A 24,907-nucleotide genomic window follows, 5' to 3' on the forward strand; every position below is an offset into this window, starting at 1 on the left:
AGCCATTCGACAGTCTAGTCAATGAATGTTGCGACGCACCATCAGGGCTTACACCTGCCTATCAGAACCGGGCGGTCAATCAAAACCACCTGAAACCCTTATGGGACGGGCCTCGCAGCCCGGTTCAAGCCGCCCCGGACACCTGCGTGCGGCAACGTGCCGCATCGACGGCGGCTTGCCTCGCCTGGATGAAAAACGGGGTGCGACCGGCACGCGTGCGCCGGACCACCACCTTCGTCGGCCCGTGGCGCCCGCCGGTCGGCATCTCCGGCCGCTACCGGCCGCTTCCCGCCGACACCACCCGCCGGAACGTCAGGTTGACGCGCTCACCCTGCACGGCCGGCGCCTTCGGCACGCGGTGCTGCCATTCGGCCTGCGTGCGGCCGCGCATCACGAGCAGGCTGCCGTGTGTCAGCCGGTACGCGTGCACGACGCCGGTCGCACGATGACGCAGGTCGAATACGCGCATCGCGCCGAGGCTCACCGACGCGATCACCGGCGCGTCGCCGAGCTCCGGCTCGTTGTCGGCATGCCAGCCGAGACTGTCCTGCCCGTTGCGATAGCGATTGAGCAGCACACTGTTGAATCGCGCGCCGCAGGTCGCCTCGACCGCGCGCTTCAGGTCGAGCACGGCCGGCGTCCACGGCGCGGGCACGTTGCGGATCCCCGAATACACGTAGACGGCGTCGGGCTCGCCCTGCCACGCGGTGAGCCGCGGCAGCGGAATGCGACCGCGCGGCGTGCGGATCGTGTCCTGCCGCCACGCGACCTCGTCGATCAGCGCGGCCAGCACGCGATCGGCGTCGGCCGGCGCGAGCCAGTCCGGGTACCAGTCCACGTCGGGCACGGGCGAATCGGCGAAAAGATCGGGCGTCGACATGTCGCGATCAGGCAGCAAATGAACGGTGCGGGGAAACCACGTCTGCATGGTAGCCAACGGCGACGCGCGACGCCATGCGCTGTCATTCCGGCGCGCTAGCGGCCGCGGGTCAACCGGATCAGCGTGATCTCGGACGGCACGCCGAAGCGGTTCGGCGGCCCCCAGTAGCCGGTGCCGCGGCTGGTATAGAGCCACATCGTGCCGAACCGGTTCAGCCCGCCGATCACGGGCTGCTGCAGGCGCACGAACGGCGGCCACGGCAGGAACTGCCCGCCGTGCGTATGGCCGGACAGCTGCACGGTGAAACCGGCGCGGCTCGCCGCTTCCGCGCTGCGCGGCTGGTGCGCGAGCAGGATCTTCGTGGCGACGTCGTGCGGCGCGCCCGCCAGCGCCTGCTCGGGATCGCTGCGATGCGCGGGATCGAACCCGCCCGCCGTGAAATCGGTGACGCCGGCGAGCACCGCGCGCGCGCCGTCGTGTTCGATCAGCACGTGTTCGTTGAGCAGCACCGTCAACCCGATCCGCCGGAACTCGTCGATCCATGCGTGCGCGCCGGCGTAGTACTCGTGGTTGCCCGTCACGAGGAAGCTGCCGTGCCGCGACTGCATGCGGCCGAGCGGCGCCGTGTGCTCGCGCAGCCGCTTGACCGAGCCGTCGACCACGTCGCCCGTCACGACGACGAGATCGGCCTCGAGCGCATTGACCGCGCGCACGATCCGCTCGATATACGGGCGCTTGATCGTCGGCCCGACGTGAATGTCCGACAGTTGCACGATCGTCAGCCCGTCGAGCGCGGCCGGCAGCCCGTCGACCGGGATCGACACGCGCTTGACCGCGGCCGTGCGGCGCGCGCCGACGAATCCGAGCGCGCTGACCAGCACCGCGCCCGCCAGCACGCCGAGCGCCGTGTCGGATGCCGCGCCGCTCCAGGCACCGTCGTGCCCCAGATGCCGCCAGACGACGACGCCGAGCAGCACCAGCTCGCGCAGGAATGTCAGCACCAGCAGCGACGAGAAGAAACCCATCGCGATCGAACCCAGCCAGCCGACCAGCGTCGCGGCCCAGCCTTCGTCGAAGCGGCGCGAGAACATGCCGACCGGAATCAGCACGACGAAGCTCGCCAGCACGAGCGCCGCGATCGTGCGCGCGAGTGGCGACGTGAAGGCGTCGGGAATGATCCGCAGCCCGACATACAAATGGAACACCACGCCGATTGCGATGAACCGGACAAAGAAACTTCGCATGGAATACTCGTCCTCGTTGCGATACCGCTTCCGCGCCGCGCGTCGGACGGGACCGTGCCGTCAAGCCTCTTCACGCGTCGCGCTCTTCGCACGATGGTACACAGATACCGGCCGGCACGACGGTCACGGCCACGGCGGACGCACCGCGCGGCCCGAACGCGGATTCATCCGCGACTGCGCGTCAATTCCGCATTCGGCTCGCCGATTCCCGCTTCATCGGCAGACAAACGGCATCGGCCCGGTTTCGTCTGATGATCCTTTACAGTCCGTCAGCAACCCTGCCAGTGCATGTGCTGGCAGAATCGCGAGCCGCCATCGATCGCACCGAAGCGGCCACCGGCCAGCCCCGTGCGTGCGGCAGGCACGCCGGGCATCGCTGGCGGTCCGCATCGCGCTGATTTATGATCGGCTCCGTATCGCGGAATCGTCGTCGCGACGACGAGCCGCCTTGCGCCGCGCCCGGCATCCACCCCCAACGTCGAGCTCGTCACACCATGAGAAAAACAACGCCGCGCGCGCCGCTGCGCGTCGCCGCCGTCCTCGCGCCCGCCCTGCCGCTCGCGGGCTGCACGTCGCGCGGCGCACCGTCGTACGTCCTGTTCGGCGCGTATTTCCCGCTCTGGCTCGTCAGCGCGATCGTCGGCATCGTCGGCGCGATCGTCGCGCACCGCGTGTTCGTCGCGACCGGCTGGGCCGCCACGGTGCCCTACCAGCTCGCCGTCTGCACCGCGATCGGGCTCGTGGTCGCCGTGATCGTGTGGCTCACCGGCACGGGGCCGTTCGCATGAAGGCCGCCGGCACCGCCCGCCCGTCCACGAAAGGCCGCGTGATCGCGCTGGCGATCGTCGCGCTCGGCATCGCCGCGCTCGCATACGCGTACCACCGCACGACGGCCTACCCGTCCACCGACGACGCGTCGATCGACGCGGACGTCGTGCACGTCGCATCGCCCGTCGGCGGCCGCATCGTGCAGCTTGCCGTGCACGAGAACCAGCGCGTTGCAAAAGGCGACCTGCTGTATCAGATCGATCCGGTGCCGTACCGGCTGACGGTCGCGCAGGCGCAGGCCGACCTCGAACTCGCGCGCGCGTCGCTCGACACGCGCCGCCGGTCGCTGATCGGCGAGCGCTCGAACGCAGCCGTCGCCGCCGAGCAGGTCAAGCGCGCGTCGCAGAATCACGATCTCGCGACGCGCGACGTGAACCGGCTCGCGCCGCTCGCGGCGCAGGGCTACGTCAGCGCACAGCAGTTCGACCAGGCGAAGGTCCGGCAGCGCGACGCGGCCGTGTCGCTCGCGCAGGCGCAGGAACAACAGCGAGCGTCCGCGCAGACGATCGGCGACGACGCCGACGCGATCGCCACGCTCCACGCACGCGAAGCCGCACTCGCCCGCGCGCAGCACGCGCTCGACGACACGGTGGTGCGCGCGCCGCACGACGGGCTCGTGACGGGCCTGACCGTGCTTGCCGGCGAAACCCTCGCGCCGAACCAGTCGATCTTCACGCTGATCGATGCGAGCGAATGGTTCGCCGTCGGCAATTTCCGCGAAACGTCGTTGAACCGCATCACGGTCGGCGACTGCGCGACCGTCTATTCGATGATCGACCGCAGCCGGCCGCTGACGGGCAAGGTCGTCGGCATCGGCGCGGGCATCGCGGACAGCGACCGCATCAACCTGCCGCGCGCACTGCCGATCGTGCAGCGCTCGGTGAACTGGGTACATGTCGCACAGCGCTTCCCGGTGCGTGTGAAGCTCGACGAACCCGACGGCAAGCTCGTGCGCGTCGGCGCGAGCGCGATCGTCGAGGTCCGGCATGGCTCAGCCTGCCGCTGAGGTCCGCGCCCCCGGCCCGCGCGAAGTCCTGCGACTGCTCGCGCCGTTTCCGGGGCGCGCCGCGATGGCCGCGCGGGTCGCGCTGATCTGCGCGCTCGTCGTGCTCGTGACGAGCGGCTACGGTACGCCGGAAGCCGCGATCTCCGCGTACGTCGTGTTCTTCCTGAACCGCGCCGACCGCGTGACGAGCGTCGTGCTCGCGGTCGCGATGCTGCTGCTCATCACGCTCGTGATCGCGCTCGTGATCGGCGTCGCGATCTTCAGCATCGACTATTCGGTGCTGCGCGTCGCGTGCATGGCCGTGCTGTCGGCCGGGTTGCTGTACCTCACGTCGGCGAGCAAGCTGCGCCCGGTCGGCGCGATCCTCGCGATGATCGTCGGCTTCGGGCTCGACCAGCTCGGCCTCGCGCCGGTCGGTGAAGCCGCGACGCGTGCGCTGCTCTACGCATGGCTGATGGTCGCGATTCCGGTCGGCGTCGCGATCGTCGTCAACCTGCTGATCGCGCCTTCGCCGCGCAAGCTCGCGCTCGCGCAGCTCGCGAAACGGCTGCGGCTCGCCGCGCAGCGGCTGCGCGGCGACGAGGATGCGCGCACGGCCTTCGACGCGAGCCTGCGCGAAGGCGACAAGCAGCTCCTCACGTGGCTCAAGCTGTCGACGCTCGAAGGGTCGACGCCCGCCGCCGACGCACCCGCGATACGGCAAGCCATCGCGTCGAGCACCGCGCTGCTCGTCGCGGTCTCGCTCGCCGACCGCGAGCCGGACGCGCGGCTGCCCGCCGCGTTCGCGCAACCGGCTGCGGCGACACTCGACGAGATGGCCGGCATCCTCGAGCAAGGCGGTTATCCGGTCGACGTGACGCTGGGGCTGCCGCCGGCCGATACGCTGCCGCCGCTCGCGCGCGTCGTCGCAACCGATCTGCACACGGCCATCACGCAGTTCGCCGAGCCGGCCACACCTGCTGAATCGACTGCAGCGACTGCACCGGCCGCATCTGCCGCACCGACGGCGACTCCGCCCGACGCATCGGCTGCAACCGCCAACGCACCCGCCGCGCCGCGCGGCGGCTTCTTCCTGCCGGACGCCCGCACCAACCCCGACCACATCCGCTACGCGCTGAAGACGACCGTCGCGGCGATGTTCTGCTACCTGCTGTACTCGCAGCTCGACTGGTCGGGCATCCATACCTGCTTCATCACCTGCTACATGGTGTCGCTCGGCTCGACGGCCGAAACGGTCGAGAAGCTCACGCTGCGGATCGCCGGCTGCATCGTCGGCGCGCTGATCGGCACCGCGGCGCTCGTGTTCGTCGTGCCGGCGCTGTCGTCGATCGGCGAGCTGATGGCGCTCGTGTTCGTCGGCGCGTGGCTGTCCGCGTGGGTCGCGTTCGGTTCGCCGCGCATTGCGTACGCTGGCTTCCAGGTCGCGTTCGCGTTCTTCCTGTGCGTGATCCAGGGCGCGGGCCCCGGCTTCGACCTGACGCTCGCGCGCGATCGCACGATCGGCATCCTGCTCGGCAACGTCGTCGTGTATCTCGTGTTCACGCGCATCTGGCCCGTCAGCATCGGCAAGCAGATCGACGTCGCGTTCGCGGCGCTGCTCGATCAATGGCGCCGTATCGCGCAGGTCGTGCAGCCGGCCGAACGCCGCACGCTCGCCGCCGAAGCGTTCGCGCGCCACGGCGCGATCGCGCAGGAGCTCGGCCTGATCCACTACGAACCGTCGTGGGTGCGGCCGGCCGCCACGTGGCTCGCCACCCGGCGACGCGCGCTCGCGGAACTCGGCGCGCTCGAAGGCCCGCTGTTCCTGCTCGCCGACCGCACGCCGGGCGATGCGGCGATCGGCGCGCACCTCGCGCGCGTGGTCGAACTGCGCGACGACGCCCCGACCGCCGACGCCGCTTCGGCACCGCCGTCGTCGACGGCAGGCGCGGCAGCCGAGCCGGCCCCGCCGCCGGCCGCCACCTCCACCGACCCCGCACGCGACGCGCTGCTGAACCTGATCGACACGCGGCTCGCGCACATCGCCGACGCCGCGCGCCCAGACACCCCGAAGGAGCCTGCCCCTCATGCGCGTCCCTGAACCGCCGGCCGCATCGATCGCCGCCGCCGCGCTCGCGACCGCCATCGCGCTGACCGGTTGCGCCACGTCGTCGGTCGATCTCGCGCCGCAGGCCCCCGACCGTCCGTGGCAGCCGCAAACGTCGGCCGCCGGCGACATCGTGCCGGCGCCACCACTTGCATCCGCGCAGCGTGCGCCGCACGACTACACGCTGCCGGCCTCGCCCGCGCTCGCATCGGTGTCGCCGCCGGCCGCGCTCGATGCCGCGCATCCGTACACGCTGCCCGAGCTGATCGATCTCGCCGAATCGACGAACCCGCTGACCCGCATCGCATGGAACGACGCGCGCAACGCGGCGCTCGCGGTCGGCATCGCGAAGGCCGCATACCTGCCGAACCTGTCCGCGACCGCGATGGGCGCGTACCAGACGAGTCACGGCTCGACGTCGACGATCCTCGGCGACTCGTCGAGCAACACGACCGTGCACGGCACGATCTCGGCGCTGTCGCTGCAATGGCTGCTGTTCGATTTCGGCGGCCGCGCGGCGCGCGTCGAGGCGGCCGAACAGGCGTCGGTCGCGTCGAACGTCGCGTTCACGGCCGTGCATCAGCAGGTGATCCACGACGTGACCGTCGCGTATTACCGTTACGAAGCCGCCCGCTCGCGCGCGGTCAGCGCGCAGCAGGGCCTGGCGAACGCGGACGCGATTCTCGCGGCGTCGCGCGCACGGCTCAGGCAAGGCGTCGGCACCGTCGTCGAACTCGCGCAGGCGACGCAGAATCGCGCACAGGCGAACCTCGCGCTGGTCCAGGCGAACGGTACGGAAAGCGACGGCTACCTCGCGCTGGTTTCCGCGCTCGGCATCTCGCCGCTGTCGAAACCGTCGATCGCCGCGCTGCCCAGGCGAGCGCTGCCGCCCGCGCTCGCGTCGTCGGTCGACGCGATCGTGTCGGACGCGATCGCGCGCCGCCCCGACCTGCAGGGCGCCTATGCGCTCGAGCAGGCCAACCGCGCGAAGATCAAGGCCGCTCAAGCCGCTTTCATGCCGAAGATCTTCCTGTCGGCGTCGACGTCCTACGCCAGCGGCGGCACGGCGATCACCGCGCTGCCCGCAATCGGCGACCAGGCCCCGACCGTGAACCTGAACGGCAGCCACTACGGCGGCGGCGTGTTCCTCGGGGTGACGATTCCGCTGTACGACGGCGGCCTGCGCTCGGCGGTGCTGATGCAGGCGCGCAACGATGCGCAGAGCGCATCCGCGCGCCTCACGCGGACCAAGGAGGAAGCCGTCCGCCAGGTCGTCGCCGCGCAGAACGCGGTGCAGACGAGCCTCGCGTCGCACGACGCGGCAAAGGCGCTCGTCGATGCCGCGCAGACGAGCTACGACGCGGCGCTGACCGCGTACCGCAACGGCGTCGGCTCGGTCACCGATGCGACGATCGCGCAAAGCCAGCTGCTCGCGGCCCGCAACGCGGAGGTCGACAGCTACGCCGGCGCGCTGTCGGCCGCCGCCGCGCTCGCGCTCGCGACGGGGACGATCGGCGCGTCGCAGTCACCGTCGCAGTGACCACCGGCCGTTCGCGGCCGGCCGCCAGACGGGTTGACGCCTGCGCGCGCGGCCCACTAGAATGCCGCCCATTCTTCCTTCAGGAACCATCGTGGACAGTTGCAGCACTCCGTTGCGTGCGCCGCTTGCCGCCTGAACGCCTGTCCGACGCAGTTCTCCTGCCGCGGCTCGCGTTCCGCGAGCCCGCACGCCATCCGTTTCACATTGAATGACGCATCCGCGCGGTACAGTACCGCGCGATGACGGCCATCGTGCCGCGTTCGGCTTCGCGCCGCCGCGCCGCGGGCCGGCATGCGCACTTGGCACGGCAGGACCATCATGACTCTCGATTTCGCACTCCGTCTTTTCACTGCGTTCGCCTGCGGCGTCGCGATCGGCCTCGAACGCCAGATGCGGCAACGCACGGCGGGGCTGCGCACGATCACGCTCGTCGCGAGCGGCGCCTGCCTGTTCGTCACGCTCGGCGTGCTGACCGGCAACGGCGTGGCCGGCGTCACGCAGATCGCCGCTTACGTCGTGTCGGGCGTCGGCTTTCTCGGCGGCGGCGTGATCATGCGCGACAAGGGTTCGATCCAGGGCATCAACACGGCCGCGACGCTGTGGTGTTCGGCCGCCGTCGGCGTGCTGGCCGGGTCCGGCCACTACGTGCCGGCCCTGGCCGGCACGGGCGTCGTGCTGCTCACCAACACGGTGCTGCGCGGCGTCAGCCAGGCGATCAACGCGACACCCGTGTCGAATGCCGACCTCGTGCGCGAATACCAGATCACCGTGATCTGCCTCGCCGCCGACGAAGTGCACATCCGCACGCTGCTGTCGAATGCGATGTATGCGAAACCGCTGTCGTTCCAGAGCCTGACGAGCGAGGACGTGCCCGAGCAGCCGGACCGGCTGAAGGTGACCGCGACGCTGAAGCTGCATCCGAAGGATCAGCAGAAGCTCGAGCAGATCGCGAGCCGGATGAGCATGGAGAAGAGCATTTCCAGCGTGAGCTGGACCGCGAAGGAAGCGGAGCCGATGATGGAGTGAGCGCAAAGGCGGCCGGCTCGGCACGACCGCCCCGCCGCCAGTTTTGCGTCAGGGCGTATCGATGAGCCCGGCCGAGATCGCCTTGACCACCGCCTGGACCTTGTTGGTCGCGGCGAGCTTCTCGAGGATGTTGTTCACGTGGAAGTTGACCGTGCGCTCCGAGATGCTGAGGATCTGGCCGATCTCGCACGCGGTCTTCCCTTCGGCCGTCCAGCACAGCACCTCGCGCTCGCGCGCGGTCAGCGTGACGCTCGCCTCGGGCGACAGCTTCGGCACCATGAAGCGGCTCATCAGCGAATGCGACAGGTTCGCGAGCCAGTTGGTCTGCAGCGTCAGCATGTTGATCTCGGCCGGCGTGAGCCGGTCCGCATGACGCGCGATGCTCAGCAGCCCGAACGCGCCGCGCGCCGCCCAGCTCGACTGCGCGACGCCCACCGACAGCCCGTGGTCGCGCGCGTCCCGCCAAAGCGGACACGGATCGATCCGGTCGACGTCCGGCCAGACGATCATGTTGGTGCTGAGCGCGCCGTCACGCACCGTCGAGTCGATCTCGATGTAGTTCTGCGCCTGGTAGTGGGCCATCCAGCCGTCCGGATAGGTATCGAAGATCGCGACGGCCGGCTTCGACACGGGCAACGGCACGCGAATGCCGTAACAGCAATATTCGAAGCCGAGGCGTTTAGAATAAGCGGCGATCCGCTGGAAGAGCTGCTGCTCGTCTTCCGCGGCGCTGAATTGTTGGTAGGCATCCTGCCAGCGCAGTTCCATTCATTCTCCGACAACGTTACGCTGTCATACCTGTCAGGTGCCAGCGCCGGTTCGGGGCTGATACATTCCGCGCATGACTTCACCTTTGTTGCACCCGGTCCGCGGCCCGTCTCCGGACGGCTACGTGCGCCTGTCCGAAAGCGCGCTGGCCGCGCTCGCGCTCGACCATGTCGCGAGCGGCCTCGATGCATCGCTGCTCGCGGAGCTGCGCGACAGCGCCGTCGACGCGCGTCTGGCCGGCTACACCGAATGGCACCGCCCGGCCAGTGCCGGCCTCGCGTACCTGACGGTCGGCTGGGACTGGTATCTCGAGCGCGCGACGGGCACGTTCGCGATCGCGGGCGGCGACGTCCGCAGCAACATCATGGCCGTCGACGCCACCGGCGCCGACCTCGGCATGTTCCGCACCGCCGCCGTGCTGGCCGCGCGGCTCACACACATCGATTGGCCGGCCGCGGTTGCGTCGGCATTGCTCGGTCGCAACGACGTCTATCATGCCGGTCCCGTGCTCCAGTGACAACCGGCCGCGCTTTCGTCTGACATTTCCGCAAGACTGGCGCTCTTTATAAGCAAAAGCCGCCCGTATTTCAATCCCGCCGATCAAGAAACCGTTACCACCGGTCGAATGGTGTCGGCGCGGCCTCACCCTGTAAGAGTTACCAGTTACCGCCTCCTCGGGACGCGCGATGTAATGCGGGCATACCAAAGTACCGATCCGAGGACACCATGCGGACCTTCGTTCACGATGAAGGGCGGTTACCACACGAACTTGCAGCGGATCTCGGGCGCTATCGGCGCCATGTGTTCGTCGAACAGCTCGGTTGGGCGCTCCCGTCGGCGAACGAATGTTTCGAGCGCGACCAGTTCGATCGCGACGATACCGTCTACGTGTTCGCGAGAAACGCCGGCGGCGAAGTGTGCGGATGTGCGCGCCTGTTGCCGACCACCCGCCCGTATCTGCTGAAGTCGTTGTTCGCCGACCTGATCGCCGCGGACGTCGCACTGCCGCAATCGGCTGCCGTCTGGGAGCTGTCGCGGTTCGCGGCGACCGGCGACGACGAAGGCGGTCCCGGCAATGCCGAGTGGGCCGTCCGCCCGATGCTCGCCGCGGTCGTCGAATGCGCGGCGCAACGGGGCGCGCGGCAGCTGATCGGCGTGACGTTCGCGAGCATGGAGCGGCTGTTCCGCCGGATCGGCGTGCACGCGCACCGGGCAGGTCCCCCGAAACAGGTGGACGGTCGTCTGGTTGTCGCGTGCTGGATCGACATCGATCCGCAAACGTTTGCCGCACTAGGAATCGAGCCGGGACGGGCTGCCCGGCAAGCCATCGCCGCCTGAGCCGGAACGCGCGTAGTCCGGCCGGGCGGCATCGTAACGAAGGAGAACCACCGTGGACCAGTCTCAGGTCTTTCGCGCGATGATGCCCGGGTTGACGGGCGCCGGCGGCGCCCGCGTCGCAGTCGCCTACCCGACGTTTGCGCGGCCGCTGCCGCTCGTGCGGCTCGATCGCCGCGGGCTCGTGTTCCGGGCCGCCGGCGCCGCGCCGCTCGTGTGCGGGCTCCCGCGCACGGCGACGCTGCTGGTAGCGGACGAGCCGCTCTGCTCGCTGCGCCTCGTGATCCGCGACGTCGCCGCTGTCGGCGAGGGCCGGCGCGACCTGACGATGCAGCCGTCCGGTGCCGCCGGCGACGAACTGCTGTGGCACGCACTGCGCGACCGCAAACCGTACCGGCAGACCGGGCAGCCGCTTGCGCCCGTCGATGCGACCATCGCGCCGAACGGCGAGCCGCAGGCCGCCGGCGGCGGCGCGCAGCGTCCGTCGCGTAGTGCGGCGTTCCGTCTGCGCTGCCATAGCGACGCGCTATTCTTTGCCGACTGGCTCGAATATCACTTCGACGAGCTGCGCGCGCTGTCGCAGCGTCACGGGCCGCAACTGCAGCTCAATCAGCTGCAACGGCAAGTCGCCGACGACGAGGTGGGCGTGCGCTTCGTCTACGACATCGACGGACACGCGACGCGGCATGCGCTGACCGACTGCGCGCGCGAGGCCTGCGCGTGGATCGAGACGGAAATGCGCAACAAGTACGCGGTGCCGGTTGCGCAGGAGCGGTTCGGCGCGTTTGCCGCGCACGCGCGGGCAGGCTCAATGTAGGACCGGCGGCGACTCCGCAGATACGCGACGGTGCGGCGGCTGTTCGGCACGACACGGTGGAACGCCCGCGACAGCTGGATGGCGTGCAGCACCAGCCTGGTCAGAAAAGCCGGCGGCGCTGCGTTGCACAATTACAACTAGGGCTTGCCATCCCTCGGGTTTTCCCTTAAAGTTACATCCGTCTCCTCCATGTCTCCAAACATGGATTCAGCCCGCTCCAGTAGCGGGCTTTTTCTTGCCTGCGATAATTTGTCGGGGACATATCAAAGTCCCCTGCGAGCAGCGCGCCCGCGCCTGCCCGGCGGCATCGACGGATCGCTCACCCCCAGCCGACATCGTCATGCACGCCCACGTGCGCATCGCCCGCCCCGTCGCCGACCTCAACCGAGCACATGTACCGCGACGCATTCGAGCCAGCAGTGCTCGCGCGCTTCGACGATCACGACGGTTTCTCCGGCGTGATACTGGGACGCGAAGGACTCGATTACCACTTTGAATTCACGCACTGTCCGGCGCATCCGGTCGCCCCGTCGCCGCCCCGAAGACCTGATCGTCTTCTATCTTCCCGACCGCCCGGCATGGGAAGCCGCGTACGCACGCGCAGTCGCGCACGGCTTCATGCGGGCGACATCGTTCAATCCATATTGGAATGCGTCAGGACAGACGTTCGAGGACGCCGACGGCTACCGCATCGTGCTGCAGAACGCGAGGCGGCATTAACGGCCGCGTGCCCCGGGGCGCGTTACGCGCCGACGTAGTCATCCGGACGAACGGGAGTTGCGTGCGCGACAAACACCACATGCGGTCGCAGCGCATGCCCCGGCGGCAACGCAGGATGCTCGAAATCGCGCATCGGTTGCCGCGCCATCCCGAGTTGCTGCGCAACACGCTGCGATCGCTGGTTGGCAGCAGCCGTCCATGCAAAGATCTCGCCGAGCCCCACCCGGCCGAACCCGTCGACCAATACCGCAGCGGCCGCTTCCGCGACATGGCCATGCCCCCACGATGTGCGGGCCTGGCGCCACATGATCTCGACGCACGGCGCCATCGGATGCTCGTCACGAACTTCACGCGACAACCCGCAGAGCCCGATCAGCGCGCCATCCGCACGGCGCTCGATCGCCCACACACCGAAACCGTGCGCGTCGAAATGCGCTTCGAAGCGTGCGATGACGGCCTCCGCCTCATCGAAGGACATCGGGCCACGCGCCAGCCACGCGGTCACATCGGGATCCGCGTGCATCGCAACCAGCGCACCGGCATCGCCCGGCCGCCAGCGACGCAACGTCAAACGTTCGGTTTCTATCTTCAATGGCGGATCAACCGTGATCGGGAGGTGCAGAAGGCATGGGGTGCGTCGGGCCGCGTACACCGTTCTCGTAACGCAGGAGCGAGCTCGAAGGCGAAGCGGAGGGACGAAGCAATCGCGCTCGTCAGCTGCGCCGGCAACCAGCGGCGACAGTCTCGAGAACCGGCGACGGGAATCGAATGCAGCGGGACGCATCGTCCCGTCCGGCGTTCACGGAATGAGCGCGACGCCCGATCGGGCGCCCACGCGTCGAACGCGATTACTCGTTCTCTTCGAAGTAATGCCCGAACTTGACCTGCTTGGTCCGGATGTAACGCTCGTTTTCCTCGCGCACGGGCACTGCGAGCGCCACGCGTTCACACACGGGAATGCCGTGCTTCACGAGCGTGTCGAACTTCTTCGGGTTGTTGCTCATCAGGCGCACCGACGTCACGCCGAGGATCCGCAGGATCGCGGCGGCCGAATCGTATTCGCGAGCGTCGTCGGGCAGGCCGAGGTCGAGATTCGCCTCGACGGTGTCGCGCCCCTGCTCCTGCAGCGCATATGCGCGGATCTTGTTGCTCAGGCCGATGCCGCGCCCCTCGTGGCCGCGCAGATACAACAGCACGCCGCGATCTTCCGCCGCGATGTAGCGCAGCGCGAGATCGAGCTGCTCGCCGCAATCGCAGCGAAAGGAGCCGAACACGTCGCCGGTCAGGCATTCGGAATGCAGCCGCGTGAGCACGGACTGCTCGCCGGTGACGTCGCCCATCACGAGCGCAAGATGTTCGGCATCGCTGCCCGATACGCGGAAAGCGTACGACGTGAACGTACCGTAGCGCGTGGGCAGCGACGCGGTGGCGACGAGCGTCACGCACTCGTCTGCCTGGCCATTGCCCTGCGTGGGCGATTGGGGACGCGAAGACATCATGAATTCAATCGAAACGATCTGGAATGTAGGAGTTGTGTGGATAGTGCGTGACCGGAGTTTACCGCTAATCTGGAAACGTCACGCGACTGCCGCAGCAGGCCCGGCTATACTGGGCCCGTCGGGTGCCGCGCATCACGCCCTGCCTTCCCTGCATCGTCCCGCACACGGAGAAAGCAAATGAGCACGACTGTCGCGCAAATTCTCAAAGCCAAGCCGGATTCCGGCCGCACGATCTACACCGTCAAGAAAGCCGATTTCGTCTATGACGCCATCAAGCTGATGGCGGAAAAGGGAATCGGCGCATTGCTGGTCATGGACGGCGACGACATCGCGGGCATCGTCACCGAGCGCGACTACGCGCGCAAGGTCGTGCTGCAGGACCGTTCGTCGAAAGCCACCCGCGTCGAGGAAATCATGACGGCCAAGGTGCGCTACGTCGAACCGTCGCAATCCACCGACGAGTGCATGGCACTGATGACCGAGCACCGGATGCGCCACCTGCCCGTCATCCAGGACGGCAAGCTGATCGGCCTGATCTCGATCGGCGACCTCGTGAAGAGCGTGATTGCCGACCAGCAATTCACGATCAGCCAGCTGGAACACTATATCCACGGCACCCCGACGGTCACGTCCGCCTGATCCGTCCCAGCGAAAAAGGCCCAAACGCGCGAGCGTCTGGGCGGAAAAGCCGCCGGAATGCGGCGACGGAGGTTCTGCTCTGCTGACGCAGACGCGCGCAAGCGGCGCGCGTCCCGTCGGTCACATGCTGTGCTCGGGCAGACCCGGGAATGTTCAGTTGCCGAAGTAGACGGAGTTCACGGGATTCGCGGCTTCATGCGTCATGCGGCGGCCCGACTGGCCTGCGCCCGTCGCCACCGCACCATAACCGCTCGTATCGGCTTGGGCGAGCATCGGCTGGTTCGGCTGGATCCGTTGTTCCGCGGCCTGGATGTTGTCCGGATATTGCGAATCGCTCGCGAGCGGCTTGTAGCCGTTCTGTTCGAGTTGCACGAGCTCGGCCCGAACCTGGTCGCGAGTCAAGCCCTGCTCGGACTGTGCGAACGATGCGATCGGGGCGGCAAGAACGGATGCAGCGATCGCTGCGTAGATGATCGACTTCATGGTGGACCTCCGAAATGTGTTCTCTTTTGACGTCGCTCCCGGCGGGACTGTCTGAAGCGATGGATCAAGTGTAGTGCTGGCGACACCAAGGGGAAACCCTTGGTTTGAACATACAGCGTTGCATTTTCGGAAAAAATCGACCGCTGTCACCGGGCGCGATCGCTATTACTTAAATCATTTTCACAACAATGCCTGACGAAAGGCCGACAGCCGAAGCACCGATCCGGAAGGTTGTGTTGTAGAATCGTAAGGTTTTATTCACCTCTCGATACCCCATTCACCATGCACACGCCCATGCTCGCTTCGGTTTCGCCGCCTGGCCTGGTCGGCGTGCGCGTGCGCGCCGGCCAGCCGGCGCATCCCCTCGCTCGACGCACGGCCCAGGCGCCGCTCGCGCCTGCCCGGCGCCTGATCTGACGGCTCGGTCTCCTTCCCGGAGCCAGGTCAGACAGGCTCCGGGCGATCCCCATAGGCACGCCCCGCCTGCCCCATGCCGATCATTTGGAGAACTGCCATGAAACAACGCCTTTACCAGTTGACCGAACTCGACGTTGCTCGCCTCGAGAAGCACGCCGAACACAACCCGCGCTTCCAGACGATGCTCGACACGCTGCTCGAGCGCGCAGACATCGTGCAACCGGACGCCATCAAGGCAAACGTCGTCACGATGAACTCGCAGCTCACACTGCTCGACGAAGCGACCCAGGAACAGGCCACCTGGACGATTGTTTATCCGGACGCCGCCAATCTCGAGCTCGGCCGCCTGAACGTGTTCTCGCCGGTCGGCATGGCGCTGCTCGGCACGCAACGCGGTCAGCTGGTGAAAGTGCTGCAGCCGAGCGGCGCCGAAAGGCTGATGAAGGTCGCCGCGATCGTGTTCCAGCCGGAAGCCAACGGCGAATACACGCGCTGATGCTGCCGGCCGGCAGCGCACACGTCGGCACACCAAGCAAAAAGCGAGGCTCAGCGCCTCGCTTTTTTTGCGGCCGGACGATACGCAGCGTCATCGCAGCCCGCATCGCCGATGCGGCGGGCGAAAAAAAAGGCGCCCGAAGGCGCCTTTTTCGATACTGCGAAGCTGGTTACCCAGCCGTCACGCTTAGAAGCGGTGACGCAGACCAACCGTTGCTGCGGTTTGGTTGATCGACGAGCTCGGCAGCGTGTTGACGTCGCCGTTGTAGATCGATGCGCCAACGCCGTTCTTCGCAGCGCGCTGGTACACAGCTTGTGCGTAGACGTCGGTGCGCTTCGACAGCGAGTAGTCAGCTTGCAGGCCGAACTGGTTCCAGTGCGTGCTTTCGCCAGCAACCTTCGCGTTCGTGTACGTGTACGCTGCGCCCAGGCCCAGAGCCGGCGTCAGGTTGTACTTCGCGTTGACTTCGTAGTTGTCAGCGTGGAACGTAGCCGCGCCGTTAGCTTGGTTGTCGACACGCGATTGCGTCCATGCTGCGCCAACTTGCGCCGGGCCGAATGCGTATGCAGCAGCCGCGCCGTACGTGCGCAGGCGGCCTTGGCCGTTGAACAGAGCCGACGACGAGTCAACTGCGCCCGTGCCGTTGTTGTTCGGGTTGTTCGCTTGCGAGTAAGCTGCACCCAGCTTCAGGCCTTGGTACTGGTACGACACGCCGCCGCTGTAAGCACGGTTGTTGCCGAAGTTCGTGCTGTTCGAGAACGAGTACGTGCCGCCGAATTGCAGGCCAGCGTAGTTCGCGCTTGCGAACTTGATCGTGTTGTTAGCCGAGTAGCCGCCGTTCGTGCTCAGGTTGTCGTTGTTGAACGGGTGAGCGAAGTACGTACCGCCCCACGAGCCCGTTGCGGTCAGCGGTGCCAGGTAGTCCTGGACGGAGTCGTACTGCTTACCCAGCGTAACCGTGCCGTACTGGCTCGACAGGCCGACGAAAGCCTGGCGGTTGAACATGCCGTTGTTGTTCGCGAACTTGCCGTTGCCGATGTTGAAGCCGCTTTCCAACGTGAAGATTGCCTTCAGGCCGCCACCGAGGTCTTCCGAACCACGCAGACCGAAGCGGCTCTGGTCAATGCCCGAACCCATCGACCACAGCGACTTGCCTTGGCCAGCTGCGTTCTGGACGTTGCTTTGGTAGGTGATGCCTGCGTCCAGCACGCCGTACAGCGTGACGCTGCTTTGCGCGTGAGCGACGGTAGCGAACGATGCTGCAGCTGCTGCAACGATCAGAGTCTTGTTCATTCGTGGAGCTCCCTTCTAAAAAGAGGCAGGTCTCGCGACCTTGTTCATAAACGGTCTGCAACCGCCCGGGAGCGCCATCGGTCCTTCTGGCCGCGCCCGGATAGTTGCCCGTTTGGGAACCGTGAGTTTAGGGGTGTACCCTAGGGGCGCGATCTGCAAATAAAGAAATAAGCTTTTCCAGAACTAGAAATAATGAAAGTGGGGACGCGTTATAAGTATTTGTTTTAACGTCTTTTTTTGACCTATTGACGGATGTTTTTTGGAGGCTTTCATCCCACCATTCTTTCGTGTCATCGTCTTGACGGTTGCATAGAAACAACAAACGGAATCGATGGAACCACACGAAAACGGTAATTTTTACCCAAAACAATCTCAAATGTTGGGCCTGGCCGCCTAAAACGCAGCGACTGAACGGTAAACATTCGGCCACGCGGCCGTAGCCGACCCCATTGGCCGTCGGCGCCAACTGCAACGGGGGAGATCGGCGGCGGCACCCCGGGTGCCGCCGGGCCGCCATGACATGCGGTAACAGCCTTAACGGCCCGCGTAACCCGGCTCCGGGACCGGCAGGCTAATGTAAGGCGGCTCCGACAACATATATAGAGGACCCGCCATGAATCGACGCTCGTTGCTGCGCGCCGTCGGACTGACCGCCGCCTTCGCCGCCACCGGCGGCTGGCTGCGTACCGCCTCGGCCCAGCCCGCCCCACCCGGGTACCGGCCGCCGGGACCGCCTCCCGGCCACGGCAGGCCGCCTTATTCCGATCGCCCGGGCTTCGCGCCGCCTGCACCGCGGCATGATCGCCGGCCGCCGCCTCCACGGCCGCACGGCTATGTCTGGACCGACGGCTACTGGCGCTGGCAGCGCGGCCACTATATATGGGTGTCCGGACGCTGGGTCGCCCGCCGCCCCGGGCGCAGGTGGGTACCTGGATACTGGCGGCGCCAGGGTCAAGTGTGGGTCTACGTCGACGGCACCTGGCGTTAAGTCGTCCGCGGCGGCCGTGGCTCGGCGCGAAGCCGCCGCTTCCGCGCCCTTGCCGATCGACACGCCGCCCTGTCTGCATTCGAGCTGACCGACCGGGCGGATGCCGATCGCGCTCGCCCCGGTCACGACGGTCGTCGGCCCCCCTCAAACGCCGATCGCCACGCGTGCGTTGCGCCCTTCGCGACACCGCACGCGAAAGCAGCGCCCTCGAAACGTTCGGATAACGAAATCATCTGTTGCTGCCGCAACGCACGCATCCTGTCGCCGGTCGTCACGCGACCACACGACGCACGCTGCTCAACGCCCGCTGCTTTCCTGCTCGCGCGCGCGGCGACGGGCCGCGCAAATCGCACGATGATGTTCGTCGGCCCAGCGGATCAGCGCGTGCATCGGCGTCAGGAACGAACGCCCGAGGTCCGTCAACGCATATTCGACGCGCGGCGGCACCTCCGCATACAGCGTGCGGCTGACGAAGCCGTCCTGCTCGAGCCGCTTGAGCGTGCGCGACAGCATCTGCTTCGACACGTCGCCGATCGCACGGGCGAGTTCGTTGAAACGCATCGTGCCGCCGGACAGCGCCTCGAGCACGAGCAGGCTCCACTGGTCGCCGATGCGGTCGAGCACATCGCGGATCGGGCACGGCTGATCGAGTTCGACGGATTCGTCGGCGGACGGAAACGACATGACGGGATTCTCTTTCACGGGCAATGCACGGTCACCGCGGTGTGACCTGTTCACACCGCGGTGACTTCTTGTGACGGGTTCGCGGCAACTGTACCATTCGATCGACTCGATGGCCGAGCGGACTTGCCAGTTCTACGAAGCATGCGCACGCGCACCACCGGCACCCCGTCGCCGCCGATGACGACGATCGGCGTCATCCGCAGTCGCACACCACGCACCGCGCGTCCGTCCACGCATCTCCAGACAAGGAACCTGCCGCATGTCATCGCTCCGCTCGCCCGTCCGCACCGTTGCCGCGTTCGTCCTGCTTGCCGCATCGACCGCCGCGCCGGCCGCCGGCCCGGCCGCGCGCGACCTGGCCGCCGAGGAAGCCAACCGCCTGCTCGTGCTGACGTTCTACGACCGCTTCTTCAACAAGCACGAAGCGCTCGAGGCTGCCGCCGTCGTCGCCGACGACTACAAGCAGCACAACCCGCACGTGCCCGACGGCAAGAAGCCGTTCGTGTCGTACTTCGTCGGCGCGTTCCAGAAGAACCCCCAATCGCGCGCGCAGATCGTCCGCAGCGCGACCGACGGCGACCTCGTCTATCTGCACGTGCATGCGACCGAGCGCCCGGGCGATCGCGGCGAAGCGGTGGTCGACATCTTCCGCGTGAAGGATGGCAAGATCGTCGAGCACTGGGACGTGATCCAGCCGGTGCCCGAAAAAGCCGCGAACGGGAACACGATGTTCTGACCGGGCGGGCCGCGCGCCGATGCGCGGCCGACCGCTTCGCACGCTTGAACGCGGCCAGCGCACCGGCCACGCATGCGTCGTGCGACATCGAGCGCGAGCACCTGCCCGGTCGTCAGCACGTCGCCGCACGCGGCCCCGCGCCAGATTGCCGCCGTGGGCTGACCCGTCGTGACCGCGAGGGCGCCAGTGCCGGGCCGCGCGGTCACGCGCGACAGCGGCCCGCAGGACAACGTCCGACAGGATCGGGCCAACCTGCGCGCAACCGTCTACGATAGCGCGGCCGTGCGCCCGCCGGCCTGCTTGCGCCCGTAGCCCACCATCATCACGAAGCTGAGCAGGAAGCCCGCGCCGCCGATCAGCAGCAGCCCGCTCTCGCCGAATACCGGCAGCAGGTTCGTCAGCGCGCCCGTCACGACCCATGCGACGGCCATCACCGAGCCCGCGACGCCGAGCACCCAGCCCTGCCGGTCCTCGCTGACGGCATCGGAAAACGCCGTATACATGGTCGTGTAGGCGACCATGTCGAAACAGCCGACCACCATCGCGAGCGCCCACAGCACCGGCTCGTGCGGAAACAGTGCCGACGCGATCTGGCCGAGGCCCGCGACGAGCAGGCCCGTCTTCGCGATGTCGACCACACGCCACACGCGCAGCATCAGCCGCACGACGAACAGCAGGCCGAACACGAAGCAGATGCCGATCACGCCGCTGAACAGCCCGAGCCGCGCGCTCGTATAGCCGAACTTCGCCTGCAGCAGCAGCATAATGGTCTGCAGGTAGAGTCCATAGCCGACCTGCATCAGGAAGAACACCACCGACAGGAACGCGACGTTGCGCTGACGTGCGGCTTCCCCGATGATCCGCAGCGGCAGCAGCGGATCGATGCGCGTGTCGCTGCGCGGCGCGGCCGTGTCGCGATACGACGCCCAGGTCCAGAACGCGCACACGAGCGACAGCGCGGCGACGAGCACGAACGGCGTGCCGTAGTCGAACAGCGGCGAGATCGTCCGGTCGGACGTGACGCCGCCGAGCACGGGGCCGACGATCACGCCGGCGCTGAACGCGAGCGACATGATGCTCATGTTGTACGCCTTGTTCCCGGGCGTGCTCAGGTCGGTGATGGCCGCCTGCGCGATGCCCTGGCAGCCTGCCATCAAACCGGTGAGCCCGCGGCCGGCCAGCAACAGCGCGACGCTCCCGTGCCACGCGCCGGCGGCCATCAGCGCGTAGCCGGCAGCAAGGCCGAGCACGCACAGCAGCAGGGTTCGGCGGCGGCCGTAACGGTCCGACAACTCGCCCATCAGCGACGAGCCGAAGAACATGCAGAGCGGATAGATCCCGTAGCCGACACCGAGGTAGAAATTGCGCGCGTGTTCGCCGGCGTCGCCCGGCAGGATGCCCGCGTGCGGATCGCTGAAGATCGCGGACATCATCGGGTAGACGAGCCCGAACCCCATCGCGTCGATCGCGATGGCGAGCAGGCAGGGGCCGAGCAGCGTGTAGTCGAGCCGGGACATGGCGACCTTCCGGACAGAGTGGATGATCGCGCAAGCGTAACGAGCGGGCGGCGGCCCCGGTAGGCCGCTGTCCGCGATGCTAACCATCGGCGGCGCCGATACGCCGCATGCCGCCCGGGCCGATGGCTGATCGCCCCGAATGGCGAACGACTATTTGGCGCTCAACGGCTCGCCCGAGAATTGCCGGCGCGCGAGCACGCACGGCGCGCCGTCGTGCATGAACACGCTCGCGGCCAGCCCGAACGATGCGGCGAACAGCACGTACCACGCGGGCGCGACGGGCGACCCGCTCGCACGCGTCAGCCATGTGACGATGAACGGCGCGAAACCGCCGAACACCATCATGGCAACGTTGTACGCGAGCGCGACACCGGTCGCCTCGCTCGTCCTGCCCTGTACGCAAATCCGTCGTCAGCGATGCAGCGCCGAGCGCCGTCCGCATAGCGTGCAGCTAGTCCGTTTGGACGGCACGCCGCGCCGCCTTTGTTGCCATCATGACCGTCACTCATCGCGCGCCGGATGCCGCACGAAACGGCGCCGCGCCCGCTCGCGCCCGCCACGGAGACACCATGAACGACCCTATCCTCGGCCCCATCGACCAGATCGGCTATGTGGTCGCCGATCTCGACCGCAGCATCGCGCGCTGGCGCGCCCGCCACGATGTCGGCCCGTGGACCGTGTTCCGCAACGTGCGGCTCGACGGCCGCTGCCTCGGCGAAGCGACGACGGTCACGATGGATGTCGGGCTCGCGTATCGCGCAGATCTGCAGATCGAACTGATCCACGTGACGAACGACGCGCCGTCGCCGTACCGCGATGCGCACGGACAACTGCTCACGGGCCTGCATCACGTCGCATGGGTGGTCGACGATCTCGATGCCGCCGTCGCGCAACTTACGGCACGCGGGCTGCGCGTGGTGTTCGACGCGCACAACCCGGCCACGCGCGTCGCCTATCTCGACGACGCCGACGATCCAGGCGTGCGCGTCGAAGTAATCGAAGGTGCAGGCATGCGCGCGATGATCGCGCACGGCATCGCCGAAGCGCATACCTGGGACGGCGCCGATCCGGTCCGCATCATCGACGCGTCGGCCGCCGCCTGAGCGGGCCCGCGCGCGTCCCCCTTCACTCACAGGAGCAAACAGGATGAAACGACTCGAAGGCAAGGTAGCGCTGATCACGGGCGGCGCCCGCGGCCAGGGCGAGGCGGAGGCACGCCGGTTCGTCGCCGAGGGCGCACGCGTGGTGATCGCCGACGTGCTGGACGACGCGGGCCGGCGCGTCGCGGCCGAACTCGGCGACGCCGCGCGCTACCAGCATCTCGACGTGACGAACGAAGGCGACTGGCACACCGCCGTCAATGCGACGCTCGCGCATTTCGGGCGGCTGGACATCCTCGTGAACAACGCGGCGATCCTGAAGCTCGTGCCGATCGAGTCCTGTTCGCTCGACGACTATCGCAAGGTGATCGACGTGAACCAGGTCGGCTGCTGGCTCGGCATGAAATCGGCATTGGCCGCGCTGAAGGATGCGGGTGGCGGCTCGATCGTCAACGTGTCGTCGACGGCCGGGATGGAAGGCGTGGCCGGCGGCAGCGCGTATGTATCGAGCAAGTTCGCGGTGCGCGGGATGACGAAGGCCGCCGCGCTCGAGTTCGGCCGCTACGGGATCCGCGTGAACTCGGTCCATCCGGGCGGCATCGACACCGTGATGGCACGCCCGCCGGAATACGCGGATTTCGATTCGTCATCGATCTACAGCGGGCTGCCGATCGCGCGTATCGGCAAACCCGACGAGGTGGCGAGCCTCGTACTGTTCCTCGCGTCCGACGAATCCGCGTATTGCACGGGTTCGGAATTCATCGTCGACGGCGGGATGCTCGCGGGCAGCACGTTCCACTGATCCGCAGCGGAGTCGACACACGCCCGCCTGCCCGGCGGGTGCTGTCGTTTTCGGCCGAGCGAGGGAGAAGTCAGGGGCGGCATCCCATACGCGCATACAACCCGGCATCCCGAAACAACCATGCCGCCGGCGGATCTCCCGCGCGGCGGCACCGGTATTTCCAGCGCGCAGCGACGCGCGATGCTGCGCTCAATACCCCTTCGGCTGAATTGCCGGGGCGCCGACACCGCGCGCCGCTTGCCTGCCGCCGCGCACGAGGAAACGTCCGCGCGCGCCGTACACGCCTTCCGCTTCCGGATACACCGTCAGCAGCACCAAATACAGCAGCCCGCCGACCGCCAGCGACACCGGCACGCTGAGATCGAGTCCACCCGCGAGGTTGCCGAGCGGCCCGACGAACTGGCCCGGCAGGTTCACGAACGACAGTCCGATGAAGGCCGCCGGCAGCCACGCGCCCATCGCGCGCAGGTTCCAGCCGTGCGTGAACCAGTAGTGGCCGCCGCGCAGCCCGCGGTTGAACACCTGCAGGTCGTCCGCGAGATAGTAACCGCGACGCGTCACGTAGCCGATCACCATGATCGCCATCCACGGGCAGCTGAACGTGTCGATCAGCGTCGAGAACGTCGCGACGCTTTCGACGAGGTTGAACCAGAAGCGGCCGACGAAGATGAACGCGATCGCGATCGTGCCGATCAGCAGCGTCGCGCGCACACGGTTCAGGAAGCGCGGGAACATGCTCGACACGTCGAGGCCCGTGCCGTACAGCGCGGTCGTGCCGGTCGACATCCCGCCGATGATCGCGATCAGGCACATCGGCAGCAGGAACCAGCGCGGCGACACGGCGAGCAGCCCGCCGACGTAGTCGTTCGACGCGATGAACGCGGGCGCCTTCGACGCGATGATGGTCGCGGTCGCGAGCCCGAAGAAGAACGGCACGAAGGTCGCGATCTGCGCGGCGAACACGGCGGCCATCACGCGCCGCTTCGGCGTCTGCTGCGGAATGTAGCGCGCCCAGTCGCCGAGCGTCGACGCGAACGACACCGGGTTGCTCAATGCAACCAGCACGGCGCCGACGAACGCGGCCCAGAAGCCTGCGCTGCCCTGGTTCAGCGTGCCCGCGTAGTTCAGGTCGAACATCCCCGCGAACGCGAACAGGCCGGCGACGAACAGCAGGCTCGCCGCCCACACGGCGATCTTGTTGACCCACAGCATGAAGCGAAAGCCGTAGATGCAGACGATCAGCACGAGCACCGCGAACACCATGTACGCGGCGCCGAGCGTGAAGCCGTTGACCGGCACGCCGACCATGTCGTGCGCGCCGCCGACGAGCGCATCGCCCGAGCTCCACACCGCGAGCGAGAAGAACGCGATCGACGTGAGCAGCGCAAGGAACGACCCGACGATCCGGCCATGAATACCGAAATGCGCGCCGGACGACACAGGGTCGCTCGTGCCGTTGCGCGGGCCGAACAGGCTCATCGGCGCGAGGATGCAGGTGCCGGCGAGCACGCCCAGCACGATCGCGCACATGCCGGCCTTGAACGACAGCCCGACCAGCACGGGAAAACTGCCGAGCACCGACGTGGAAAACGTGTTGCAGCCGCCGAACAGCAACCGGAACAGATCGATCGGACGCGCATAGCGCGATACGTCGGGAATACGCTCGAAACCGAACGATTCGACTTGGGTAATCCTGCCTTCAGTCATTTGTCTCCAGCTCCTCTGGTGCATCGGTACGGCCCGCGACCGCGGCCATACGACACATCGTCATCGATTTGCGGCCACTCTAAACCGGATCGGGCAGCGCAAATATCACGCATTCGAGACGTTTACGACGAGGCAGAACAATGTTTCGCGACGGGGAATCGACCGGTTGGCGCGCCGCGCGGGCGGCCCGGGCGATGCAAGGCGCGCCGACCGATGCGCCGGGCCGCCGCCGGCGCGCGAGCCGGCCGGCGATCCGGCCCCGCCGAACGGCCGGCATCGCTGCAAGGCAGGCGCAC

The 24,907-nt window shown here is 67.5% G+C and carries 25 protein-coding genes and 2 pseudogenes; 16 read left to right on the top strand and 11 right to left on the bottom strand.

Annotation, left to right across the window (positions count from 1 at the left end; all coding sequences use genetic code 11):
- Positions 1-274: 274 nt before the first annotated feature.
- Complete coding sequence (locus DIE02_RS19705; RefSeq protein WP_044843167.1) at positions 275-880, bottom strand: alpha-ketoglutarate-dependent dioxygenase AlkB; 606 nt, start codon at positions 878-880, stop codon at positions 275-277.
- A gap of 95 nt (positions 881-975) precedes the next feature.
- A complete protein-coding gene (locus DIE02_RS19710; protein ID WP_124488185.1) occupies positions 976-2,124 on the bottom strand; it encodes a metallophosphoesterase in 1,149 nt (382 codons plus the stop codon).
- 494 nt (positions 2,125-2,618) lie between these two features.
- Between DIE02_RS19710 and DIE02_RS19715 the strand changes: the two genes are divergently transcribed.
- The 5 genes from DIE02_RS19715 (at position 2,619) to DIE02_RS19740 (ending at position 8,610) form a co-directional block, all read left to right on the top strand.
- A complete protein-coding gene (locus DIE02_RS19715) occupies positions 2,619-2,912 on the top strand; it encodes a hypothetical protein (protein WP_124488186.1) in 294 nt (97 codons plus the stop codon).
- A complete protein-coding gene (gene mdtN / locus DIE02_RS19720) occupies positions 2,909-3,958 on the top strand; it encodes a multidrug transporter subunit MdtN (protein ID WP_124488187.1) in 1,050 nt (349 codons plus the stop codon). Before DIE02_RS19715 ends, mdtN begins: the two co-directional genes overlap by 4 nt.
- On the top strand, positions 3,939-6,038 hold the full coding sequence (locus DIE02_RS19725; RefSeq protein ID WP_124488188.1) for an FUSC family protein: 2,100 nt from the start codon (positions 3,939-3,941) through the stop codon (positions 6,036-6,038). The genes mdtN and DIE02_RS19725 overlap by 20 nt, the downstream gene beginning before the upstream one ends.
- A complete protein-coding gene (locus tag DIE02_RS19730; protein ID WP_124488189.1) occupies positions 6,025-7,584 on the top strand; it encodes a TolC family protein in 1,560 nt (519 codons plus the stop codon). Before DIE02_RS19725 ends, DIE02_RS19730 begins: the two co-directional genes overlap by 14 nt.
- Positions 7,585-7,902: 318 nt before the next feature.
- Positions 7,903-8,610: an MgtC/SapB family protein gene (locus tag DIE02_RS19740; RefSeq protein WP_044843160.1), complete on the top strand. Its 708-nt coding sequence runs from the start codon at positions 7,903-7,905 to the stop codon at positions 8,608-8,610.
- A gap of 48 nt (positions 8,611-8,658) precedes the next feature.
- Here DIE02_RS19740 and DIE02_RS19745 read toward each other — a convergent pair whose 3' ends face one another.
- Positions 8,659-9,378, bottom strand: coding sequence for an autoinducer binding domain-containing protein (locus tag DIE02_RS19745; protein WP_124488191.1), 720 nt, complete (start codon positions 9,376-9,378; stop codon positions 8,659-8,661).
- A 73-nt stretch (positions 9,379-9,451) separates the two neighbouring features.
- Between DIE02_RS19745 and DIE02_RS19750 the strand changes: the two genes are divergently transcribed.
- From DIE02_RS19750 to DIE02_RS36470, 5 genes and pseudogenes are all read left to right on the top strand, one after another.
- Positions 9,452-9,895 carry a DUF4902 domain-containing protein gene (locus tag DIE02_RS19750; protein ID WP_124488192.1) on the top strand — a complete coding sequence of 148 codons (444 nt, stop codon included), beginning with the start codon at positions 9,452-9,454 and terminating at the stop codon, positions 9,893-9,895.
- A gap of 209 nt (positions 9,896-10,104) precedes the next feature.
- Positions 10,105-10,716, top strand: coding sequence for an acyl-homoserine-lactone synthase (locus tag DIE02_RS19755; protein WP_124488193.1), 612 nt, complete (start codon positions 10,105-10,107; stop codon positions 10,714-10,716).
- Between the two features lie 52 nt (positions 10,717-10,768).
- Complete coding sequence (locus tag DIE02_RS19760) at positions 10,769-11,530, top strand: hypothetical protein (RefSeq protein WP_185500294.1); 762 nt, start codon at positions 10,769-10,771, stop codon at positions 11,528-11,530.
- 392 nt (positions 11,531-11,922) lie between these two features.
- Positions 11,923-11,973: pseudogene (locus tag DIE02_RS36465) on the top strand (hypothetical protein); the annotation flags it as partial.
- A 49-nt stretch (positions 11,974-12,022) separates the two neighbouring features.
- Positions 12,023-12,250, top strand: a complete 228-nt coding sequence (locus DIE02_RS36470; RefSeq protein ID WP_409362229.1) for a hypothetical protein — start codon at positions 12,023-12,025, stop codon at positions 12,248-12,250.
- Positions 12,251-12,272: 22 nt separating this feature from the next.
- Here the strand turns inward: DIE02_RS36470 and DIE02_RS19770 are convergent, their stop codons facing one another.
- Both DIE02_RS19770 and ribA read right to left on the bottom strand, forming a co-directional pair.
- The gene (locus DIE02_RS19770; protein WP_124488194.1) at positions 12,273-12,842 is read right to left on the bottom strand and encodes a GNAT family N-acetyltransferase; all 570 of its coding nucleotides are present in this window, start codon (positions 12,840-12,842) and stop codon (positions 12,273-12,275) included.
- Between the two features lie 256 nt (positions 12,843-13,098).
- Positions 13,099-13,749 carry a GTP cyclohydrolase II gene (gene ribA, locus DIE02_RS19775; RefSeq protein WP_044846712.1) on the bottom strand — a complete coding sequence of 217 codons (651 nt, stop codon included), beginning with the start codon at positions 13,747-13,749 and terminating at the stop codon, positions 13,099-13,101.
- A 177-nt stretch (positions 13,750-13,926) separates the two neighbouring features.
- Here ribA and DIE02_RS19780 point away from each other — a divergent pair, with 177 nt between their 5' ends.
- Positions 13,927-14,388: a CBS domain-containing protein gene (locus DIE02_RS19780; protein ID WP_044846711.1), complete on the top strand. Its 462-nt coding sequence runs from the start codon at positions 13,927-13,929 to the stop codon at positions 14,386-14,388.
- Between the two features lie 153 nt (positions 14,389-14,541).
- Here DIE02_RS19780 and DIE02_RS19785 read toward each other — a convergent pair whose 3' ends face one another.
- Positions 14,542-14,871, bottom strand: coding sequence for a DUF4148 domain-containing protein (locus tag DIE02_RS19785; protein WP_044846710.1), 330 nt, complete (start codon positions 14,869-14,871; stop codon positions 14,542-14,544).
- A gap of 514 nt (positions 14,872-15,385) precedes the next feature.
- Here DIE02_RS19785 and DIE02_RS19790 point away from each other — a divergent pair.
- Positions 15,386-15,784, top strand: a complete 399-nt coding sequence (locus tag DIE02_RS19790) for a GreA/GreB family elongation factor (protein ID WP_124488195.1) — start codon at positions 15,386-15,388, stop codon at positions 15,782-15,784.
- Positions 15,785-15,970: 186 nt separating this feature from the next.
- On the opposite strand, the gene DIE02_RS19795 is transcribed toward DIE02_RS19790, so the two are convergent.
- A complete protein-coding gene (locus DIE02_RS19795; RefSeq protein ID WP_044846708.1) occupies positions 15,971-17,077 on the bottom strand; it encodes a porin in 1,107 nt (368 codons plus the stop codon).
- Between the two features lie 613 nt (positions 17,078-17,690).
- Here DIE02_RS19795 and DIE02_RS19805 point away from each other — a divergent pair.
- Positions 17,691-18,065, top strand: a complete 375-nt coding sequence (locus DIE02_RS19805) for a YXWGXW repeat-containing protein (protein WP_124488197.1) — start codon at positions 17,691-17,693, stop codon at positions 18,063-18,065.
- A 297-nt stretch (positions 18,066-18,362) separates the two neighbouring features.
- Here DIE02_RS19805 and DIE02_RS19810 read toward each other — a convergent pair whose 3' ends face one another.
- Positions 18,363-18,749 (bottom strand): helix-turn-helix domain-containing protein, encoded by a 387-nt coding sequence (locus DIE02_RS19810; protein WP_124488215.1) that lies wholly within the window; start codon positions 18,747-18,749, stop codon positions 18,363-18,365.
- A 259-nt stretch (positions 18,750-19,008) separates the two neighbouring features.
- Here DIE02_RS19810 and DIE02_RS19815 point away from each other — a divergent pair, with 259 nt between their 5' ends.
- Positions 19,009-19,485 carry a nuclear transport factor 2 family protein gene (locus tag DIE02_RS19815; RefSeq protein WP_124488198.1) on the top strand — a complete coding sequence of 159 codons (477 nt, stop codon included), beginning with the start codon at positions 19,009-19,011 and terminating at the stop codon, positions 19,483-19,485.
- 266 nt (positions 19,486-19,751) lie between these two features.
- Here the strand turns inward: DIE02_RS19815 and DIE02_RS19820 are convergent, their stop codons facing one another.
- Together DIE02_RS19820 and DIE02_RS19825 are read right to left on the bottom strand one after the other, a co-directional pair.
- On the bottom strand, positions 19,752-21,002 hold the full coding sequence (locus DIE02_RS19820; protein ID WP_124488199.1) for an MFS transporter: 1,251 nt from the start codon (positions 21,000-21,002) through the stop codon (positions 19,752-19,754).
- Between the two features lie 150 nt (positions 21,003-21,152).
- A pseudogene (locus tag DIE02_RS19825) lies at positions 21,153-21,380 on the bottom strand (MFS transporter); the annotation flags it as partial.
- A 191-nt stretch (positions 21,381-21,571) separates the two neighbouring features.
- On the opposite strand from DIE02_RS19825, the gene DIE02_RS19830 reads away from it, so the two are divergent.
- Positions 21,572-22,105 (top strand): VOC family protein, encoded by a 534-nt coding sequence (locus DIE02_RS19830; RefSeq protein ID WP_124488200.1) that lies wholly within the window; start codon positions 21,572-21,574, stop codon positions 22,103-22,105.
- A 43-nt stretch (positions 22,106-22,148) separates the two neighbouring features.
- Positions 22,149-22,904: a glucose 1-dehydrogenase gene (locus DIE02_RS19835; protein ID WP_124488201.1), complete on the top strand. Its 756-nt coding sequence runs from the start codon at positions 22,149-22,151 to the stop codon at positions 22,902-22,904.
- Between the two features lie 189 nt (positions 22,905-23,093).
- Here DIE02_RS19835 and DIE02_RS19840 read toward each other — a convergent pair whose 3' ends face one another.
- On the bottom strand, positions 23,094-24,611 hold the full coding sequence (locus DIE02_RS19840; RefSeq protein ID WP_260426256.1) for a cytosine permease: 1,518 nt from the start codon (positions 24,609-24,611) through the stop codon (positions 23,094-23,096).
- Between the last annotated feature and the right edge of the window lie 296 nt (positions 24,612-24,907).

Origin of the sequence: Burkholderia sp. Bp8991, from assembly GCF_003853795.1 — a bacterium.
Classification (GTDB): domain Bacteria; phylum Pseudomonadota; class Gammaproteobacteria; order Burkholderiales; family Burkholderiaceae; genus Burkholderia.

What these genes read in the sequence shown, in the direction of transcription:
- DIE02_RS19840 (WP_260426256.1), bottom strand. Translation starts at nt 24,611, where the DNA reads ATGACTGAAGGCAGGATTACCCAAGTCGAATCGTTCGGTTTCGAGCGT.
- DIE02_RS19820 (WP_124488199.1), bottom strand. Translation starts at nt 21,002, where the DNA reads ATGTCCCGGCTCGACTACACGCTGCTCGGCCCCTGCCTGCTCGCCATC.
- DIE02_RS19715 (WP_124488186.1), top strand. Translation starts at nt 2,619, where the DNA reads ATGAGAAAAACAACGCCGCGCGCGCCGCTGCGCGTCGCCGCCGTCCTC.
- DIE02_RS19745 (WP_124488191.1), bottom strand. Translation starts at nt 9,378, where the DNA reads ATGGAACTGCGCTGGCAGGATGCCTACCAACAATTCAGCGCCGCGGAA.
- DIE02_RS19780 (WP_044846711.1), top strand. Translation starts at nt 13,927, where the DNA reads ATGAGCACGACTGTCGCGCAAATTCTCAAAGCCAAGCCGGATTCCGGC.
- DIE02_RS19705 (WP_044843167.1), bottom strand. Translation starts at nt 880, where the DNA reads ATGTCGACGCCCGATCTTTTCGCCGATTCGCCCGTGCCCGACGTGGAC.
- ribA (WP_044846712.1), bottom strand. Translation starts at nt 13,749, where the DNA reads ATGATGTCTTCGCGTCCCCAATCGCCCACGCAGGGCAATGGCCAGGCA.
- DIE02_RS19710 (WP_124488185.1), bottom strand. Translation starts at nt 2,124, where the DNA reads ATGCGAAGTTTCTTTGTCCGGTTCATCGCAATCGGCGTGGTGTTCCAT.
- DIE02_RS19795 (WP_044846708.1), bottom strand. Translation starts at nt 17,077, where the DNA reads ATGAACAAGACTCTGATCGTTGCAGCAGCTGCAGCATCGTTCGCTACC.
- DIE02_RS19755 (WP_124488193.1), top strand. Translation starts at nt 10,105, where the DNA reads ATGCGGACCTTCGTTCACGATGAAGGGCGGTTACCACACGAACTTGCA.
- DIE02_RS19835 (WP_124488201.1), top strand. Translation starts at nt 22,149, where the DNA reads ATGAAACGACTCGAAGGCAAGGTAGCGCTGATCACGGGCGGCGCCCGC.
- DIE02_RS19805 (WP_124488197.1), top strand. Translation starts at nt 17,691, where the DNA reads ATGAATCGACGCTCGTTGCTGCGCGCCGTCGGACTGACCGCCGCCTTC.
- DIE02_RS19725 (WP_124488188.1), top strand. Translation starts at nt 3,939, where the DNA reads ATGGCTCAGCCTGCCGCTGAGGTCCGCGCCCCCGGCCCGCGCGAAGTC.
- DIE02_RS19830 (WP_124488200.1), top strand. Translation starts at nt 21,572, where the DNA reads ATGAACGACCCTATCCTCGGCCCCATCGACCAGATCGGCTATGTGGTC.
- DIE02_RS19730 (WP_124488189.1), top strand. Translation starts at nt 6,025, where the DNA reads ATGCGCGTCCCTGAACCGCCGGCCGCATCGATCGCCGCCGCCGCGCTC.
- DIE02_RS19750 (WP_124488192.1), top strand. Translation starts at nt 9,452, where the DNA reads ATGACTTCACCTTTGTTGCACCCGGTCCGCGGCCCGTCTCCGGACGGC.
- DIE02_RS19790 (WP_124488195.1), top strand. Translation starts at nt 15,386, where the DNA reads ATGAAACAACGCCTTTACCAGTTGACCGAACTCGACGTTGCTCGCCTC.
- DIE02_RS19740 (WP_044843160.1), top strand. Translation starts at nt 7,903, where the DNA reads ATGACTCTCGATTTCGCACTCCGTCTTTTCACTGCGTTCGCCTGCGGC.
- mdtN (WP_124488187.1), top strand. Translation starts at nt 2,909, where the DNA reads ATGAAGGCCGCCGGCACCGCCCGCCCGTCCACGAAAGGCCGCGTGATC.
- DIE02_RS19810 (WP_124488215.1), bottom strand. Translation starts at nt 18,749, where the DNA reads ATGTCGTTTCCGTCCGCCGACGAATCCGTCGAACTCGATCAGCCGTGC.
- DIE02_RS19785 (WP_044846710.1), bottom strand. Translation starts at nt 14,871, where the DNA reads ATGAAGTCGATCATCTACGCAGCGATCGCTGCATCCGTTCTTGCCGCC.
- DIE02_RS19815 (WP_124488198.1), top strand. Translation starts at nt 19,009, where the DNA reads ATGTCATCGCTCCGCTCGCCCGTCCGCACCGTTGCCGCGTTCGTCCTG.